This is a genomic window from Streptomyces sp. NPDC030245, assembly GCF_055572995.1.
The window spans coordinates 290,980-307,943 of sequence record NZ_JBVICF010000003.1 but is presented as its reverse complement, the minus strand read 5'-3'; the positions used below and the strand labels follow the sequence as shown (position 1 = coordinate 307,943).

General features: G+C 72.8%; 14 protein-coding genes. 5 read left to right on the top strand and 9 right to left on the bottom strand.

Annotation, left to right across the window (positions count from 1 at the left end; genetic code table 11):
* Positions 1-50: 50 nt before the first annotated feature.
* From argF to ACZ4Z4_RS09885, 6 genes are all read right to left on the bottom strand, one after another.
* The gene (argF, locus tag ACZ4Z4_RS09910; RefSeq protein ID WP_468324743.1) at positions 51-1,049 is read right to left on the bottom strand and encodes an ornithine carbamoyltransferase; all 999 of its coding nucleotides are present in this window, start codon (positions 1,047-1,049) and stop codon (positions 51-53) included.
* Between the two features lie 148 nt (positions 1,050-1,197).
* Positions 1,198-2,430, bottom strand: a complete 1,233-nt coding sequence (locus tag ACZ4Z4_RS09905) for an arginine deiminase (RefSeq protein ID WP_468324741.1) — start codon at positions 2,428-2,430, stop codon at positions 1,198-1,200.
* A gap of 66 nt (positions 2,431-2,496) precedes the next feature.
* Positions 2,497-5,088: a polynucleotide kinase-phosphatase gene (locus ACZ4Z4_RS09900; RefSeq protein WP_468324738.1), complete on the bottom strand. Its 2,592-nt coding sequence runs from the start codon at positions 5,086-5,088 to the stop codon at positions 2,497-2,499.
* On the bottom strand, positions 5,085-6,560 hold the full coding sequence (locus ACZ4Z4_RS09895; protein WP_468324736.1) for a 3' terminal RNA ribose 2'-O-methyltransferase Hen1: 1,476 nt from the start codon (positions 6,558-6,560) through the stop codon (positions 5,085-5,087). Before ACZ4Z4_RS09895 ends, ACZ4Z4_RS09900 begins: the two co-directional genes overlap by 4 nt.
* A 103-nt stretch (positions 6,561-6,663) precedes the next feature.
* On the bottom strand, positions 6,664-7,674 hold the full coding sequence (gene ligD, locus ACZ4Z4_RS09890) for a non-homologous end-joining DNA ligase (RefSeq protein ID WP_468324734.1): 1,011 nt from the start codon (positions 7,672-7,674) through the stop codon (positions 6,664-6,666).
* On the bottom strand, positions 7,671-8,414 hold the full coding sequence (locus ACZ4Z4_RS09885; RefSeq protein WP_468324731.1) for a DNA polymerase ligase N-terminal domain-containing protein: 744 nt from the start codon (positions 8,412-8,414) through the stop codon (positions 7,671-7,673). The genes ligD and ACZ4Z4_RS09885 overlap by 4 nt, the downstream gene beginning before the upstream one ends.
* 423 nt (positions 8,415-8,837) lie before the next feature.
* Here ACZ4Z4_RS09885 and ACZ4Z4_RS09880 point away from each other — a divergent pair, with 423 nt between their 5' ends.
* Complete coding sequence (locus tag ACZ4Z4_RS09880) at positions 8,838-9,659, top strand: hypothetical protein (protein ID WP_468324729.1); 822 nt, start codon at positions 8,838-8,840, stop codon at positions 9,657-9,659.
* A gap of 31 nt (positions 9,660-9,690) precedes the next feature.
* On the opposite strand, the gene ACZ4Z4_RS09875 is transcribed toward ACZ4Z4_RS09880, so the two are convergent.
* Entirely contained in the window at positions 9,691-9,957 is a 267-nt protein-coding gene (locus tag ACZ4Z4_RS09875; RefSeq protein WP_468324726.1) for a helix-turn-helix domain-containing protein, read from the bottom strand.
* A 471-nt stretch (positions 9,958-10,428) separates the two neighbouring features.
* Here ACZ4Z4_RS09875 and ACZ4Z4_RS09870 point away from each other — a divergent pair, with 471 nt between their 5' ends.
* From ACZ4Z4_RS09870 to ACZ4Z4_RS09860, 3 genes are read left to right on the top strand one after another with little or no spacing between them, the layout of a single operon-like run.
* Positions 10,429-11,091 carry a response regulator transcription factor gene (locus ACZ4Z4_RS09870; protein ID WP_468325747.1) on the top strand — a complete coding sequence of 221 codons (663 nt, stop codon included), beginning with the start codon at positions 10,429-10,431 and terminating at the stop codon, positions 11,089-11,091.
* Between the two features lie 46 nt (positions 11,092-11,137).
* A complete protein-coding gene (locus ACZ4Z4_RS09865; RefSeq protein WP_468324723.1) occupies positions 11,138-11,785 on the top strand; it encodes a Pvc16 family protein in 648 nt (215 codons plus the stop codon).
* A 23-nt stretch (positions 11,786-11,808) separates the two neighbouring features.
* A complete protein-coding gene (locus ACZ4Z4_RS09860; protein WP_468324721.1) occupies positions 11,809-13,818 on the top strand; it encodes an ATP-binding protein in 2,010 nt (669 codons plus the stop codon).
* Positions 13,819-13,824: 6 nt separating this feature from the next.
* On the opposite strand, the gene ACZ4Z4_RS09855 is transcribed toward ACZ4Z4_RS09860, so the two are convergent.
* Positions 13,825-14,811: a GlxA family transcriptional regulator gene (locus ACZ4Z4_RS09855; protein WP_468324718.1), complete on the bottom strand. Its 987-nt coding sequence runs from the start codon at positions 14,809-14,811 to the stop codon at positions 13,825-13,827.
* A gap of 79 nt (positions 14,812-14,890) precedes the next feature.
* On the bottom strand, positions 14,891-15,751 hold the full coding sequence (locus tag ACZ4Z4_RS09850) for a S1 family peptidase (RefSeq protein ID WP_468324716.1): 861 nt from the start codon (positions 15,749-15,751) through the stop codon (positions 14,891-14,893).
* 141 nt (positions 15,752-15,892) lie between these two features.
* On the opposite strand from ACZ4Z4_RS09850, the gene ACZ4Z4_RS09845 reads away from it, so the two are divergent.
* Positions 15,893-16,930, top strand: a complete 1,038-nt coding sequence (locus ACZ4Z4_RS09845) for a GlxA family transcriptional regulator (RefSeq protein ID WP_468324714.1) — start codon at positions 15,893-15,895, stop codon at positions 16,928-16,930.
* Positions 16,931-16,964: the final 34 nt, after the last annotated feature.

The window sequence follows — 16,964 nt, the reverse complement described above, 5'->3', positions numbered from 1 at the left end:
CGGTGGTGCGTGGAGCGCGGTGCGTGGTGCGTGGTGCGGGGTGCGGGGTGTCAGGTCAGTGTCGCGACCAGGACCGCCTTGATGGTGTGCATACGGTTCTCAGCCTCGTCGAAGACGACGGAGTGTGCCGACTCGAAGACCTCGTCGGTGACCTCCAGGGCCTCCAGGCCATACGTCTCGTGGACCTCGCGTCCGACCTGGGTGCCCAGGTCGTGGAAGGCGGGCAGGCAGTGCAGGAACTTCACGTCGGCGTTGCCGGTGGCGCGCAGGACGTCCATCGTCACCGTGTAGGGCGCGAGGGCGGCTATGCGCTCGGCCCACACCTCCTTGGGCTCCCCCATCGACACCCAGACGTCGGTGCCGACGAAGTCGGCGCCCCGGACGCCTTCCTCGACGTCCTCGGTGAGCGTGAGGCGGGCGCCGCTGGCGCCGGCGAGCTCGTGGGCCCGCGCGACGATCTCCTCGGCGGGCCAGTAGGCGCGGGGCGCGACGATGCGGACGTCCATGCCGAGCAGGGCGCCGGTGATCAGGTACGAGTTGCCCATGTTGAAGCGGGCGTCACCCAGGTAGGCGAAGGCGGTGCCGGTGAGGGGCTTGGTGCTGTGCTCGGTCATGGTGAGCATGTCGGCGAGCATCTGGGTGGGGTGCCAGGTGTCGGTCAGGCCGTTGTAGACGGGGACGCCCGCGTGGGCGGCGAGCGTCTCGACGGTGTCCTGCGCGTCCCCGCGGAACTCGATGGCGTCGAACATCCGGCCGAGCACCCGGGCGGTGTCCTTCGACGACTCCTTCTTGCCGATGTGGGAGCCGGACGGGTCGATGTACACCGTCGAGGCGCCCTGGTCGGCGGCGGCCACCTCGAAGGCGCAGCGGGTCCTGGTCGAGCTCTTCTCGAAGATCAGCGCGATGTTCTTGCCCGCCAGCCGCCGCGTCTCGGCCCCGGCCTTCTTGGCCGCCTTCAGCTCGGCGGCCAGCTCGATCAGGCCGCGGAACTCGTCGGCGGTGAAGTCCAGCTCCTTGACGAAGTGGCGGCCGGTGAGGTCTGTGGCCATGAGGCGCTCCAGGAATACGGAAAGGGGGTACGGGACACGGTGACCTTGGAACTATATACGACGCTCCACATTTATATACAGAGCCCCGGCTCCCCCGCCTGACCGGACGCGGCTCCCCCACCTGGCCGGGGGGCTTCGCCACCCGGGCTCAGGCCCCCGGCACCGCGTCCCGCTGCACCGGGCAGCTCATGCACCGCGGGCCGCCCCGGCCGCGCCCCAGCTCGCTCCCCAGGATCTCGATCACCTCGATGCCCTGTTTGCGCAGATGCGTGTTGGTCGTCGAGTTCCGCTCGTACGCGACGACGACACCGGGCTCCACCGCGAGGACGTTGCAGCCGTCGTCCCACTGCTCGCGCTCGGCCGCGTGCACGTCCTGGGTGGCCGTGAGCACCCGGATGCCGTCGAGGCCGAGCGCCGCGGCGATCGCCCGGTGCATGTGCTCGGGCGGATGGTCGGTCACCTTCAACTCCCGCTCCCCGACGCCCGGTTCGATGGTGTACGAGCGGAGCATGCCGAGCCCCGCGTACTGCGTGAAGGTGTCGCCGTCGACCATCGTCATCACCGTGTCGAGGTGCATGAAGGCGCGCCGCTTCGGCATGTCCAGGGCCACGATCGTCTGCGCGGAGCCCGCCGCGAACAGCTTGTGCGCGAGCATCTCGACGGCCTGCGGCGTGGTGCGCTCGCTCATGCCGATGAGCACCGCCCCCTTGCCGATCACCAGGACGTCACCGCCCTCGATGGTCGAGGGGTAGTCCGCCTGCCCCTGCGACCAGACGTTGAAGCTCTCGCTCCGGAACAGCGGGTGGTGCTGGTAGATCGCCTCGAAGTGCACGGTCTCGCGCTGCCGGGCGGGCCAGCGCATCGCGTTGATGGAGACGCCGTCGTAGATCCAGGCGGAGGTGTCGCGGGTGAAGAGGTGGTTGGGCAGCGGGCCGAGCAGGAAGTCGTCGAGGTCCATGCAGTGGAAGCGCACGGACGTCGGCTCGGCGTGCCGCTCCAGGAACTCCCGCTTCGTCATCCCGCCCACCAGCGCCTCGGCGAGCTCGGCCGACGGCATCGTGGCGAAGACGGCCCGCAGGTGGTCGGTGGCCAGCGGGCCGTACTCCTTCTCGTCGAAGACGCGGTCCAGGACCAGGAGGCGGGCCGCCGGCACGTCCAGGGTCTCGGTCAGCAGGTCGCCGAAGAGGTGGACGGCCACGCCCCGGTCGCGCAGCACGTCCGCGAAGCCGTCGTGCTCCTGGCGGGCCCTGCGCACCCACAGGACGTCGTCGAAGAGGAGGGTGTCCTTATTGCTCGGAGTCAGCCGCTTGAGCTCCAGATCGGGGCGGTGCAGTATGACGCGGCGCAGCCGCCCGGCCTCGGAGTCGACGTGGAATCCCATGGGGTCCATCTTTCCCCGGCCGGACGGCCGACGCCCATCGTTGGCCGAAGCCGTGCGGGTCGCTTGCTAGAGCCGCGGGTCCACCGGCTCCGACTCCAGAGCGAGGACCGCGAAGACCGCCTCGTGCACGCGCCACAGCGGCTCGCCGTCCGCGAGGCGGTCCAGGGCCTCCAGGCCGAGCGCGTACTCCCGGACGGCGAGGGAGCGCTTGTGGCCGAGGGAGCGCTCGCGCAGCTTGGCCAGGTTCTCCGGGCGGGTGTACTCCGGGCCGTAGACGATCCGCAGGTACTCGCGGCCGCGGCACTTGACGCCGGGCTGGACGAGCCTGCCCTGCCCGTCCCTGACCAGCGCCCCGACCGGCTTGACGACCATGCCCTCGCCGCCCCGGCTGGTCATCTCCAGCCACCAGTCGATACCCGCGCGGACCGACTCCGGGTCGCCGGTGTCGACGTAGAGGCGGCGGGTGGTCTGAAGCAGGTCCGAGCCCTGGCCGCCGTCGTGCTCCACCATGCGGTCGATCAGGGCCAGCTGCTCGTCGTGCGGCAGCCCGGCGAGGCTGCGGCCCTGGACCGCCAGGATCTGGAACGGCGCGAGCCGCACGCCTTCCAGGCCCTCGGTCGGCCAGCAGTAGCGGCGGTAGGCGTCGGTGAACGCGGCGGCGTCCGCGGCGCGCTCCCGCTGGCGGGCGAGGAGCTCGCCCGCGTCGACACCGCGCGCCGTCGCGGCCTCCAGCGCGGCGATCGCGCCGGGGAAGACGGCACCGGAGGCGGCGCCCACTGCGGCGTACTGGGTGCGGAGCAGGCCGGACGCCTTCAGTGACCAGGGCATCAGCTCCGCGTCGAGCAGCAGCCAGTCCGTCCGCAGCTCCTCCCACAGGCCCGCCTCGGTGGCGGCGTCACGGACGCGGCCGAGCACCTCCTCGGTGACGGCCGGGTCGGCGAAGAAGGGGCGGCCGGTGCGGGTGCAGAGTGACCCTGTGGCACCTTCGACGCCGAAGCGCTCGCGGGCCGCGGCGGCGTCCCGGCAGACCAGGACCACCGCACGGGACCCCATGTGCTTCTCCTCGCACACGACGCGCGCGACGCCGTCCCGCGCGTACGCGGCGAAGGCCTCCGCCGGGTGCTCCAGATAGCCCTCGCGCCGCGATGTCGCGGTCGGCGCCATCGTCGGCGGCAGGTACGGCAGCAGGCGCGGGTCGACGGCGAAGCGGCTCATGACCTCCAGGGCCGCCGCCGCGTTCTCCTCGCGCACGGCGACGCGGCCGGCGTGCCGGGTCTCCACCACGCGGCGGCCGTGCACGTCGCCCAGGTCGAGCGGCCGCCCGTCGTGGCCGCCCGGCGCCTCGGTGCGCAGCGGCTTGGCCGGTTCGTACCAGACGCGTTCCGCCGGTACGTCGACGAGCTCGCGCTCCGGCCAGCGCAGCGCGGTCAGCCTGCCGCCGAAGACGGCGCCGGTGTCCAGGCAGATGGTGTTGTTGAGCCAGGTGGCGGTGGGCACCGGCGTGTGGCCGTAGACGACGGCGGCCCTGCCGCGGTACTCCTCCGCCCACGGGTAGCGCACGGGCAGGCCGAACTCGTCGGTCTCGCCGGTCGTGTCGCCGTACAGGGCGTGCGAGCGCACCCGGCCCGACGTGCGGCCGTGGTACTTCTCGGGCAGGCCCGCGTGGCAGACGACGAGCCGGCCCCCGTCGAGGACGTAGTGGGAGACGAGCCCGTCGACGAACTCCCGCACCTGCGCGCGGAACTCCTCGCTCTCGCGCTCCAACTGCTCGATGGTCTCGGCCAGTCCGTGGGTGTGCCGGACGGTGCGGCCCTTCAGATGGCGGCCGAGCTTGTTCTCGTGGTTGCCGGGAACGCAGAGCGCGGTGCCGCGCGCGACCATCGCCATCACGCGGCGCAGCACGCCGGGGGTGTCGGGGCCGCGGTCGACGAGGTCGCCGACGAAGACGGCCGTGCGGCCCTCGGGGTGGACGCCGTCGGCATAGCCGAGCTTGTCGAGCAGGGTCTCCAGTTCGGCGGCGCAGCCGTGGATGTCGCCGATGATGTCGAAGGGGCCCGTGAGGTGGGAGAGGTCGTTGTAGCGCTTCTCGGTGACGACGGCGGCGCTCTCGATCTCGTCCGCCCCGCGCAGGACGTGCACCTTCCTGAAGCCCTCGCGCTCCAGGTGCTTCAGGGAGCGGCGGAGTTCGCGCTGGTGGCGCTGGATGACGCGGCGCGGCAGGCCCGCGCGGTCCTCGCGGGTGGCGTTGCGGGCGGCGCAGACCTCTTCGGGCACGTCGAGCACGATGGCGACGGGCAGCACGTCGTACTGTCTCGCCAGCTCGATCAGCTGCTTGCGGCTGTCGCTCTGCACATTGGTCGCGTCGACGACGGTGCGGCGGCCCGCGGCGAGGCGCTTGCCCGCGATGTAGTGCAGCACGTCGAAGGCGTCACGGCTGGCGCTCTGGTCGTTCTCGTCGTCGGCGACGAGCCCGCGGCAGAAGTCGCTGGAGATGACCTCGGTGGCCTTGAAGTGCCGGTGCGCGAAGGTCGACTTGCCGGAGCCGGTGGCGCCGATCAGGATGACGAGGGACAGGTCGGTGACGGGCAGCACGCGGCGCGGGCCCCCGTCCTCCGTGCCGGTACTGCTGTCGCTGTCGCTGCTGGTGTCGTTCGTCATGCGGCCCGCACCTCCTCTCCGGTGGTCCTGGTGAACACGGCCATCTGTGTCGGCGGCCCCACCTCGGGGTCGTCGTCGCCCACGGGCACGAACTCGACGTCGTACGCGTGCCGTCCGGCGACCGTGCGGGCCCAGTCGCGGAACTCCTCCCGCGTCCACTCGAAGCGGTGGTCGCCGTGGCGCGCATGTCCGGCGGGGAGTGTCTCCCACCGGACGTTGTACTCGGCGTTCGGCGTCGTGACGAGGACGGTGCGGGGGCGTGCCGAGCCGAACACCGCGTACTCCAGGGCGGGCAGGCGGGCCAGGTCGAGGTGCTCGACGACCTCGCTGAGCACCGCCGCGTCGTACCCCTTGAGCCGCTTGTCGGTGTACGCGAGGGAGCCCTGGAGGAGGGTGACGCGCTCCGCCAGGCGCTCGCCCATGCGGTCGAGCCGCAGCCGCCGCGCGGCGACGGTCAGCGCGCGCACGGACACGTCGAGGCCGACGATCTCGGTGAACCGCGCGTCCTTGAGCAGTTCCTGCACCAACTGGCCCTGCCCGCACCCGAGGTCGAGGACCCGGGCCGCCCCGGCGGCGGTGAGCGCCGCGAGGATCGCCTCGCGGCGGCGCACGGCGAGCGGCACCGGCCTGGCGTCGGTGTCGGACTCCTCGTCGACGGCGTTGTCGAGCTCCTCGACGGCCGTGTCGTCGGCGTCGGCGAGCCGCACCAGCTCCAGGCGCTCCGTCGCCTCGCGGGTCAGGGACCGGCGCCGCGCGAGGTAACGGCTGGTGATGACCTCCCGCTCCGGGTGGTCCGCGAGCCATCCGTCGCCCGCCCGCAGCAGCTTGTCGACCTCGTCCGGCGACACCCAGTAGTGCTTGGCGTCGTCGAGGACGGGGAGCAGCACGTAGAGGTGGCGGAGTGCCTCGCCCAGGGTCAGCTTTCCGTCGGGCACTTCGAGGACGAGCTGTACGTACCGCGAGTCGCCCCAGGCGGGGAACCGCACGTCCAGCGGGACGGGTGTCGCCGTCACCGTCCAGCCGAGCGGCTCGAACAGCGCCCGCACCAGGCCGGCGCCGCCGCTCGCGGGCAGGGCGGGCACCTCGACGCGCAGCGGCAGCGGCCGGGCGGCCCGCTCGGAGCGGGCGGCGCACACGCCGCGCAGCGCGCTGGAGAAGACCGCGCTCAGCGCCACGGCGAGCAGGGAGGAGGCCGCGTACGGCCGGTCGTTCACGTACTGCGCCAGCGCCGCGTCGGGTGCGCCGCCGCGCCCCTTGCCCTTCCCCTTGCCGCGCCGCACGAGCGCGACGGGGTCGACTTCGAGAAGCAGCGCGGCGGTGCAGCGCTCGGTGGCCGCCTCGGGGTAGAAGACGTGGGCGGTGCCGTGGGAAGTGGCGAACGCCTGCGTCCTGTCGGGATGCTTGTGCAGCAGGAATCCCAGGTCGGTCGCCGGGTTCCGCGCGTCGCCGTAGGTCGAGATCGTCAGGAACACGTGGTCGAGTATCGTCGCGCCGGATGGCGAAGGCCACGGAATTTGCACTCGCCGGTCAGGGCTGCGCACGTGTGCTGCGGTCAAGGTCCCGCACGCAGCGCGCTCAGGGCTCCCCGCGCTCCCGGACGACGGACGCCGGGTCCTTGTCGTCCCGCAGCCCCTGGTAGCGGGGGTGGCGCAGCAGGCCGTCGCGGGTCCACTCCGTGAAGGCGATCTGGGCCACGAGCTCCGGCTCGACCCAGCGGGCGGCGCGTTCCGCGACCCGGCTCGCGAACGGGGAGCGGGGTGTCCGGAGCCCGTCGAGCCGCTCGCGCAGGGCGAGGAGGGTGCGCCGGTCGAAGCCGGTGCCGACCTTGCCGGCGTAGCGCAGTCGCCCGTCGTCGTAGTGGCCGATGAGCAGCGCGCCGATGCCGACCCGACTGCCCGCGGGCTCGGTGAAACCGCCCACCACGAACTCCTGGCCCCGGGAGCACTTCAGCTTGAGCCAGTCGTCGGAGCGGCGCGTCCGGTACGCGCTGTCGGCGCGTTGGGCGATGAGCCCCTCCCAGCCGCGCCGGCACGCGTCGGCGAGGAGTTCTGGGCCGCCCTCGTTGCGGTGGGTGCAGAAGCGCAGCGGGGGCGTGAAGGTGATGGCGCGCCGCAGCAGGGACTTGCGGGTGCGCAGCGGCAGCCGTCGCACGTCCACGCCGTCCAGGCGCAGGAGGTCGAAGACGTAGTACGTGACGGCGACGCCGCTCGCCTCGACGTCGGCCCGCCGGGTGAGTCCCATGCGCTGCTGGAGGCGCGCGAAGTCGGTCCGGCCGTGGGAGTACGCGACGATCTCGCCGTCGACGGTGAAGTCCGCGCTGTCCTGCGCGGTGAGGGCGTCGACGATCTCCGGGTACGTGGCGTCGAGCCGCCGTCCGCTGCGGGAGCGGAGCGTCACCTCGCCGTTCTCGCGGACGGCGAGGACGCGGATGCCGTCCAGCTTCCGCTCGAAGATCCAGCCCTGCGGGAAGTCACGCCGGTCGCTGAGGGTCGCCGGCATCGGCGCGGCCGCGAGTTCGACGCCGGGTGCGGCCTCGCGGGTGCGGGCGTGCAGCTCGGGCGGGAGCGTGTCCAGCAGGCCGGTCACCCCTTGTCACCGCCGTCCGGCTCCCATCTGAGGGCATCCTCACCGCCGTCCGGCTCCCATCTGGGGGCGTCCGGCGCCTCGGCGACCTGACGCAGGGTGCGGCCGCTGCGCACGGAACGGGCACGCCGCGGATCGGGAGTCCCACCACTCTTCCCCCCACCCTTTTCCGTGCTCTTCCGCACGAGGAGCCAGGTCGAATTGGCGGAGCCGCCGCTCCGCTCCTCGCGGCCGTGGAACCGGGTGAGCGCGTACTGTCCGCGCAGTTTCTCGCCGTGCAGCTCGAACGTGGCGTGCCCGTTCTCCAGAGCCTCGCCGAACGGCACGGGGCGCTTCTTCTTGTCGTGGCTCATCGGCCGATAGGTGCCGTGGTCCCAGACGATGACGGTCCCGCCGCCGTACTCGCCCTCGGGAATCACGCCCTCGAAGTCCCGGTACGCCATGGGGTGGTCCTCGGTGGGGAGGGCGAGCCGCTTGTCGTGCGGGTCGGTGGAGGGCCCCTTGGGCACCGACCAGGACTTGAGCACCCCGTCGACCTCCAGACGGAAGTCGAAGTGCATGCTGCTCGCATCGTGAATCTGCACGACGAAAACGGGCTCCCCGTCCCGCCCCGGCCCTCCGCCGCCCTCCCGGTCCGGCGCGGCCCCGTCCCGCCGCCGCGTCGTATGCTCACCGCTCGGCTCGCGCGTCCTGTCGAAGTGCCGCTTCCCGCGATAGGTCCGCAGCTTGTCCTCCTCACTCACGGAGGCCCCTTTCCTTCGGGTGGCTGATCCGTCCGGCCGCCCGGGTACCCGTGACCGTCGCCACCGGCACGCACTGGCGCACGCCGGGCTCTCGCCCTACCTCCGACGGTACGGGAGAGGACGGAGGTCGGCACGGCACCGACAGGGGCGCCAGTGACAAGCACGGTCCGGTTCGGCGCACCACCGGGGCGGGCGCCGGCCGCGTCGGCCGCCGATGCGGGGCGCATAGCCCGATCGAATATGGCGGGATGTCGTCCGTGACTGCCGGATCTGGTTCCGTTTCCGCCTCGACGTGCTGGCGCCGGTGGGACCATCCTGCTGTGACCGCGGCGGGACGCTGCGTGACAACTGGGCGACTCGTGGCGGGAGTTGGCCTGGAGGTCGGCAGTCCGCCGCACAGGGGGACGGGAGCGAGGGGGCGCAATGACGGGTGAAGAATGGTGGCTGCCGATCGCCGCGTGCGCGGGGGTCGCGTGGCTGGCACTTCTGGTGCGCTTCTGGAATCAGGGCCGGCTCCTGGGAAGCAGGACATCCGGGCGGTGCGCCCTGTTCGTCGCCGCGTGGACGGCGGGAGTGGCAGGACTGACGAGCTCGCTGCTCATGCCGCACGCCTCTCGTGTACCGCCGGTACTGGTCGCCGCGATCGCAGCTTGGGCACTGGTCTCCCTGGTCGGCCGGGAGGAGGAGAGGCAACTACAGTCCGTCCCCCTGCTGCGACTGTTCACCCTGTACGGTTCCGTCCTGCTGGAGCGGCTGTCCGAGCAGATACGGTACGACGAGTCCCAGTGGTGCCTACGTCTGGCCCGCGGCTTCTGCAATGGCCTGGAGCTGCAACGCTTCGTCAACGACGTCCATTACATCCTGGAGCTTCGGGTGGACGTGCCGGGTCGACCGGTCGCGCGTCGCACCCAGCTGAGGGAGGACATCACCGAAATGCACCAGGAGGCGCAGGCCGCCGTGGACAAGTGGCTGAAGCAGGAACGGGCCCTGGAGAAGCACTTCGGAGATCCGGACGAGCGCGCCGTGGCAGCGGCGGAGGGCAAGTGCCGCGACGCCCGCGCCCAGGCGGAGCAGCGCTGCTGCTTCCTGCTGGCCATCGCCTACAAGTCGGGACGAGGCTCGACCGACCGCCAGATCGTCGAGGTCAAGCAGAGCATCGCGCATGACGGCATGGACCACGCGGGGAAGTCCGACGCCATGCCGGGGCGGATCCCGGGGCCGCGGAGCACGTACCAGCAGCCCTGAGAGCCCCGGGAGGCGGCGCCCGCCCTCGCGGCTACGACTGCACGGGCGCGTACGGGCGGATGGGCCCACCCTCCACCCTGACCTGCGGAATTGCCTGCTCCGCCTGCGGCGGGGCACCGAAGCAGACCTCGACGTCCACCTCCAGGGATGCGGCGATGGTCGCCAGCGAACGCAGCGTGAGGTTCTCGTCGCCCGAGAGGATCTGGCTGACGCGCCCGGCGGACACACCCATGCGGTCGGCCAGCTGTGTGCGGGTGATGTCCCGCTCGGCCAGCAGGCCGCATAGGGATGCCGTCACCTGCCGGGCCAGCCGCCTTCCGGCTAACGCCTCCGAGCGCCTCCTGTCGGTATCCGCACGCCAACCCATAACTACCCCCAGTGATTGCGGCATCACTCAAACGCTTACGGAGAGCATCCCACGTTTAGGCAGACCTAAAAGGCCTTCACGGACAAAGATTTGACTGCCCGTCAGCCTGGGATGATCGAGTCCTCCGTGACCAGCGACAACACCCCGACCATCGAAATCCGGCCATTTACGCGATGGAATTGCCCATAGGGACGCCGCACATCGCGGGTGCACCCACATCACCCGAGCCGCTCGAGCCACGGCCCGAAGCGCTTGCGACCGATGAAAATTCCCGCTCCATACGCCACTGAACGTCCACGTTGATTCGTTGGCAATCATTTATTGATCGACGTCGATCACCCTGTGCCCGTCGCTACTCGGGGGAAGACAGGAAAACGTCAGTTGTCGGATACACGTATATCGGTGGCCGTGCACGCCACCGATCCCCTCAGCCGCGCCGGAGTCATCAGCCACCTCCGGCACGAGCCCACCGTCGAACTGGTGGACCGTGCCGCGGACGGCTCCCAGACGCCCCCGCCCGGACCGGCGACCGGCCCCGGCCGGGAACGCGTCGCCGTCATGCTCGTGGACCGGCTCGACGACCTGGCGGGCAGCGAACTGCGCCGGCTGACCAGGTCCGCCGAGCAGCGCGTCGTCCTGATCGCCAGCGAGCTGCGCGAGCCGGAGCTGCTGGCCGTCGTCGAGTACGGCGTGCGGGCCATCCTGTGGCGGCACCAGGCGACCCCGCAGAAGCTGCTGCGTGCCGTGCACAGCGCGGCGCGCGGCGAGGGCGAGCTGCCGCCCGACCTGATCAACCGGCTCATGACGCAGCTGGGCCGCCTGCGGCTCTCGGCGCTCGACGGGTCGCCGTCCGCCGCCGCCCTCGTGCCGACGCTGGGCATGGCGCCCCGCGAGGTCGACGTGGTGCGGCTGATCGCGGAGGGGCTGGACACCAAGCAGATCTCTGAAAAGCTTGCCTACTCCGAACGCACCGTCAAGAACGTCCTGCACGCGCTCATGACGCGCCTGCAATTGCAGAACCGCGCGCATGCCGTCGCGTACGCGCTGCGGGAGGGATACATCTGATGCGGCACCCGTACCATCTCCCCGTTCCTGCCCGGGGAGCCCGCCCGTGATCCACGAAGTCGACGAGGCGCTGCGCGCGCTGCTGCGCGGCGCGCTTCCCGAGGGGACCGGCGAGGTCGTCTTCGAGGCGCCGACCCGCGACTGGGCCGCGCGGCGCAACGCCCCCACTCTCAACTCGTACCTGTACGACATCCGGGAGGACGTCGCCCGGCGCGAGCGCGGCGCGTACGCCGAGCGCGGGCCGGACGGCGCGGTGCTGCGCAGGCGGCAGCCGCCCCGCTGGTTCCGGCTCTCCTATCTGCTCACCGCCTGGACCAACCGGCCGGAGGACGAGCACCGGCTGCTCTCCGCGGCCCTCGGCACCCTGCTCGCGCACGAGCTGCTGCCGCCCGACGCCCTGCCGGACGCGCTCGCCGCGCTGCGGGCGCCGCTGCCGCTGACCGTCGCGGTGCCGCCCGCCGAGTCCCGGTCCCTCGCGGACGTGTGGTCGGCGCTCGGCGGTGAGCTCAAGCCGTCCCTGGACGTCGTGGTCACCGTGCCGTTCCCGGTGTCGCCGACGTATCCCGTGGCGCCGCCGGTCACCGAGGGCGCGGTCGTGGGTGTCCGCGGCATCGACGGCGAGCCCGGCGACTCGCGGCCCCGGATGCTCCGCAAGCAGCGGGACGTGTCGGGCAGCGGGACGGGTGAGCGGTGAGCTCCGGCGACGTGATGGACGCAATGGACGCAATAGATAGCGCGATACCGGCGCGGTTGGAGTCGTTGCGCCGCCGCGTGGCCGAGCTCGTCGCGCGGCGCGGCGCGGACGACCCGACCGCGGCGGACCCGCTGCGCGGGCTGTACGTGACCCCGGAGACCGCGCACCGGCTGGCCACCGCGCCCCCGCCGGAGCCCGCCCCCGCACCGGAGGACGAGGGAGCCGAAGTCGCCGGGACGCTGGGCGAGTTGGCGCGGGCCTTCGGGCTGAGCGCGCTCGACCGGCACATCCTGCTCGCCGCCCTCGCCCCCGACGTGGACCGCCGCTTCGAGCCGCTGTACGGCTATCTCAACGACGACGTCGGGCGCCGCAGGGCCACGGTCGCGCTCGCCCTCGACCTCGCGGGCACGGGACCGCACGACCCGCTCGCCCGCGCCCGCTTCCACCCGCTGGCGCCGCTGCGCGCCGGCGGCCTGCTCGCCGTGGAGGACGAGGACCGGCCACTGCCGGGGCGGGCCCTGCGCGTACCGGAGCGCGTGGTGTCTCACCTGCTCGGCGACGACGCGCTGGATCCTGAACTCGTCGGCAGTAGCGTTGAGTTGCTGCTAGAGGAGAGGGCTGATCCCGGCCAGCCCCTCGCCGGGCGGATCGCCGCCCTCGCCGCCGAGCGGCCCCTCGCCGTCCATCTGCGCGAGCGCAGAGAGGGCACCGCCGCAGGACCCGTGACCGACGCGCTGCGGGCGGCCGGTCTGCCCGTGCTGTTGCACAGGCCCCCGCACCGGACGGGCGACGACACGGCCGCGGTGGCCGTCGCGCTCGTCCGCGAGGCGCGGCTGCGGCGGGCCGCGCTCGTCGTGGGCCCGCTGCCGTCCGAACCGGGCGCTCTCATAAGGGCGTTGGCTACCGGCGACGTACCGGTGGTGTTCTTCGGGAGCGAGCCGTACGACCCCGGGTGGGCGCCGGACGCCGGGCTGCTCGCGCTGGACGCGCCGCAGGACGGCGTCGACACCGCCCGCGCCTGGCAGACCGAACTGGCTCTGCACACCCCGTCGTACGAACCGGACTTCGACCTCGGCGAGGCCGTCGCGCCGTACCGGCTCAGCCAGCCGCAGATCCGCCGCGCGGCACGGGACGCCACCGGCCTCGCCGCGTTCGACGGGACCCCGCCGACCGCCGCGCACGTGCAGCACAGCGCCCGGTTGCAGTCCGCGCCGCTGCTCGACAAGCACGCCCGGCGGATCCGGCCCGCGGTCGGCTTCGACGACCTCGTCCTGCCGGACCGGCCCCTGGCCATGCTGCGGGAGCTGACGATGCGCGCCCGGCACCGCGACAAGGTGCTCGGCGAGTGGCGGCTGCGCACCGGCGGCGGGCGCGGGCGCGGCGTGGTCGCGCTGTTCGCCGGGGACTCCGGCACCGGCAAGACGCTGTCGGCCGAGGTCGTGGCCGGTGAACTCGGCCTTGATCTGTACGTGGTGGACCTGTCGGCGGTCGTCGACAAGTACATCGGCGAGACGGAGAAGAACCTGGAGCGGATCTTCGCCGAGGCGGACCGCACGGACGCGGTGCTGCTCTTCGACGAGGCCGACGCCGTCTTCGGCAAGCGCTCGGAGGTCAAGAGCTCGCACGACCGGTACGCGAACCTGGAGAGCGCGTATCTGCTCCAGCGTCTTGAGGCGTTCGACGGGATCGCCGTGCTGACGACCAACCTGCGGGCCAACATCGACGACGCGTTCACGCGCCGCCTCGACCTGGTGGTGGACTTCCCCTTCCCGGACGTCGAGCTGCGCCTCACGCTGTGGCGCGGCTGTCTGGCGGGCACGCCCTGCGCTCCGGACCTCGACGCCGAACTGGCCGTCTGCGCCAAGGAGTTCGAGCTGGCCGGCGGCGGCATCCGGTCGGCGGCCGTGACCGCCGCCTATCTGGCGGCGGGGCACGGCGGCCCGGTGACGGGCGAGGACGTGCGGGCGGGGGCGCGGCGCGAGTACCGCAAGATGGGCCGCCTCGAACCGGGGACGACGCTGCCCTGGCAGTAGGCGCGGTCATCGGCCCGGGGGGCCGCTACCGTCCTCAGGGCCCGAAGAAGCGTGCGTGCGGCGGTAGTCGCGGGGCGTGGTGCCGGTGAGGGCACGGAAGTGGTGGCGCAGCGCCGCGGGCGAGGTGAAGCCCGTGGCGCCCGCGATCTCCTCGACGGGCGTGCCGGTCTCCCGCAGGAGCCGCATCGCCTCGTGCAGGCGCGCACGCAGCACGTACTGGAGCGGGCTGAGCCCGGTGCGGTCGTGGAAGCGGCGCGTCACGCTGCTGGTGGAGGTGCGCGCGTGGGCGGCGATCTCGGGGAGGGTGAGCGGGAGGTGGAGGTGCGTGTCGATCCACTGCAAGGTCGGTTCGAGCCCCGTGCTCTCGGCGACCTCCCTGTCGATGGTCTCCTGGACGCTGTCCGCGTCCACGTGCAGCGGCGTGATCAGCTCCCGTGACGTCTCGCCCGCGACCCGGCGGCCGTGGTCGCGGGCGAGCAGCCGCAGACAGACGTCCATGCCTCCGAAGACCCCGGCCGCCGTCCAGAACGGGCCGTCCTCGACGACCGTGCCGACCGGGTCGACGTCGATCCGGGGGTGCAGCCGGGCCAGTTCCGCCACGTGCCGCCAGCCGGTCGTGGCCCGCCGCCCGTCGAGCAGCCCGGTCGCCGCGAGCGTGAACGTACCGGTGCTGACGGCGGCGACGCGGCCGCCCCTGTCCGCCGTGGCACGCAGGGCGGCGGCGACGCCCTCGGGGGGCTGTCCGGCGCGGGGTCCCGCGTGCCCGGGGATCAGGACGACATCGGCGTCGGCCAGGCCTTCGAGGCCGTGCGGCGGGCGGACGGCGAGCGCGGGCCCCGGGCCGCCGGTCGCCCGGAAGCCGGGGGCCGCGCAGAGCCTGACCTCGTAGGACACGCCGGGGTGCTCGCGGCAGGCGGTGCCGAAGACGAGGCCGGGCGTGGTGAGGTGGTGGCCCGGGGCCCCGTCGAGGGCGAGGACGGCGATCACTGACATGTCGGGAATCCAACCATCCGTGCGGCCCGGCCGGTGGCAGCCGCCCTCGTGAGCCGCGGACCGGCCGTGCGGGTGCGGATCAGCCGCTCTTGTGGATCGTCTTGTGGATCCAGTCCTTGAAGGCGGGCACGTTGGAGTAGAGGCCGGGGCCCGTGCCGCAGCCCTCACGGAGGCTGCCGGGGCCGGACGTGGCGCCGATCAGCTCCCAGCGGCCGTTCTTCCCGCGCTGGATCTGCGGGCCGCCGGAGTCACCGTTGCACGCCATGGCCTTCGGCTTCTGGCTGACCGTGCACAGCCGCGTCTTGCCCGCCCAGCCGGGGCCGCACTCGCTCACCGCGCCCCGGCGCGTGTCGAGCTCCTGGAGGCGGTTCGGGAACTTCGCGTCCTCCAGCGTCGGCGCCTCGACGACCGTGCCGTAGCCGAGGATGCGGGTGGGCGTACCGACCGGGCCCGCCTTCTCGGCGATGCGGATGGGCTTCTGGGAGACGGGGCGGTCCAGGCGTATCAGCGCGAGGTCGTTCTTGTTGTACGTCGTGCCCGTCATGTCCTGCACGTAGCCGGGCGCGGTGACGATCTTGTCGATGTTCCGGACGGAGCCGCCGGTCGTGCGGTGGTCGCTGCCGACGCGGATCTTGCCGGTCAGGGTGGCCAGCTCGGGGTTGACGCAGTGCGCGGCCGTGAGCACCCACCGCTTGTCGACCAGCGTCGCGCCGCACTGGGCGCCGTACTCCTTGATCGGCACCGTCGCCATGAACGGGTAGTGCTGCGTGGCGTCCCCGCCGTTCACGATGGCGCTCGCGCTGCCGGTCATCACCGTGACGCCGAGGAGCGCGGTCGCGCCGAGGGCCGCGGCGCCCCGGGCGAGCAGCCGGCGCGGGGCACGGCCGGAGCGGTCGGCGGAGGTGGTCCCGGGGGCGGGGGTGGTGTCCGTGTGGTGCATGAACGGGCCTTTCGCAGAGAGTGCGGGTGCGGTGCGCGGACGGGACTCCTGTCCGTCTCCGTCCGGCCGCTCTGCGATCTTCCTTCGCGGACGGGCCCCGCAAACAGCGGCCGCGATGTCACCCTCGGCTAAATTCTGGACATGTCAGTGATCGCCGTCCTCGCCCTCGACGGGGTGCCGGGACATCAGCTCTCCGCCCCCGGGCTCGCCTTCGCCACGGCGGCCAGGCACCACCACCCGGTCGAGTACGAGGTGCGGATCTGTGCGGGGCCCGGGTTCCGGAGCACGGGCGGGCCCGCGCCCTTCGGCGTCGAGACGCCCTGGGGCCTTGAGGGTCTCGACGCCGCCGACACGGTGCTGCTGCCGGGGCACGAGGGTTTCCGTGCCGCGCCGCCGCCCGGCGTCGCGGACGCCCTGCGGGGCGTGGTGGCGCGCGGGGGCCGTATCGGCACGGTCGGCACCGGCACGTTCACGCTCGCGGCCACCGGTCTGCTGGACGGGCGCCGCGCGGCCACCAGCCGGCGGCACACGCGGGAACTGGCCCGGCTGCACCCCCGTGTCGACGTGGACCCGGAGGGTTCCGCGGTGGCCGACGGCCCCTTCCACAGCGCGGCCGGGGTGCTCGGAGGCATCGACCTGTGCCTGCACCTGATCACCCTGGACCATGGGGAGGTCGTGGCCATCGAGACGGAGCGGCAGCTCTTCCTGCATCTGCACGCCGAGCCGCAGGACACCGAGGGGACGCCCCCGGGGGCCGGTGCGCAGGCGGCTCACGGTGCTCTCGCGGAGGCCGCGTACAACGCCGTCACCCCGCCCGGCAGCAGCCTCGAACCGGTGACGCGGTGGATGGAGGCCAACCTGCACCGCCCGCTGACCCTGGAGGACATCGCGGCCCGGGCGGGGCTCGGCGTGCGCAGCCTCACCCGCCGCTTCCGTGCCGAGACGGGGCTCACCCCGCTCCAGTACCTGCTCCGCACGCGGCTCCAGAGCGCCCAGCGGCTCCTGGAGCGCACCGACGACCCGGTGGAGCGCATCGCGGCCCGCACCGGCCTCGGCACCCCGGCCAACCTGCGCCACCACTTCCAGCGCTCCACCGGCACCAGCCCCTCGACCTACCGCACGGCGTTCCGCGCGGTGGTCTCGGGCATGACCTGGCCGGAACGCGACGACCAGCCGTGACGGCGGCCGACGGGCGGACGGGCAGGCGGTGCGT

Excerpts from the sequence above, each read along its gene's own strand:
- argF (WP_468324743.1), bottom strand. The coding sequence starts at position 1,049 with ATGGCCACAGACCTCACCGGCCGCCACTTCGTCAAGGAGCTGGACTTC.
- ACZ4Z4_RS09905 (WP_468324741.1), bottom strand. The coding sequence starts at position 2,430 with ATGGGATTCCACGTCGACTCCGAGGCCGGGCGGCTGCGCCGCGTCATA.
- ACZ4Z4_RS09900 (WP_468324738.1), bottom strand. The coding sequence starts at position 5,088 with ATGACGAACGACACCAGCAGCGACAGCGACAGCAGTACCGGCACGGAG.
- ACZ4Z4_RS09880 (WP_468324729.1), top strand. The coding sequence starts at position 8,838 with ATGACGGGTGAAGAATGGTGGCTGCCGATCGCCGCGTGCGCGGGGGTC.
- ACZ4Z4_RS09860 (WP_468324721.1), top strand. The coding sequence starts at position 11,809 with ATGGACGCAATAGATAGCGCGATACCGGCGCGGTTGGAGTCGTTGCGC.
- ACZ4Z4_RS09855 (WP_468324718.1), bottom strand. The coding sequence starts at position 14,811 with ATGTCAGTGATCGCCGTCCTCGCCCTCGACGGGGCCCCGGGCCACCAC.
- ACZ4Z4_RS09850 (WP_468324716.1), bottom strand. The coding sequence starts at position 15,751 with ATGCACCACACGGACACCACCCCCGCCCCCGGGACCACCTCCGCCGAC.
- ACZ4Z4_RS09845 (WP_468324714.1), top strand. The coding sequence starts at position 15,893 with ATGTCAGTGATCGCCGTCCTCGCCCTCGACGGGGTGCCGGGACATCAG.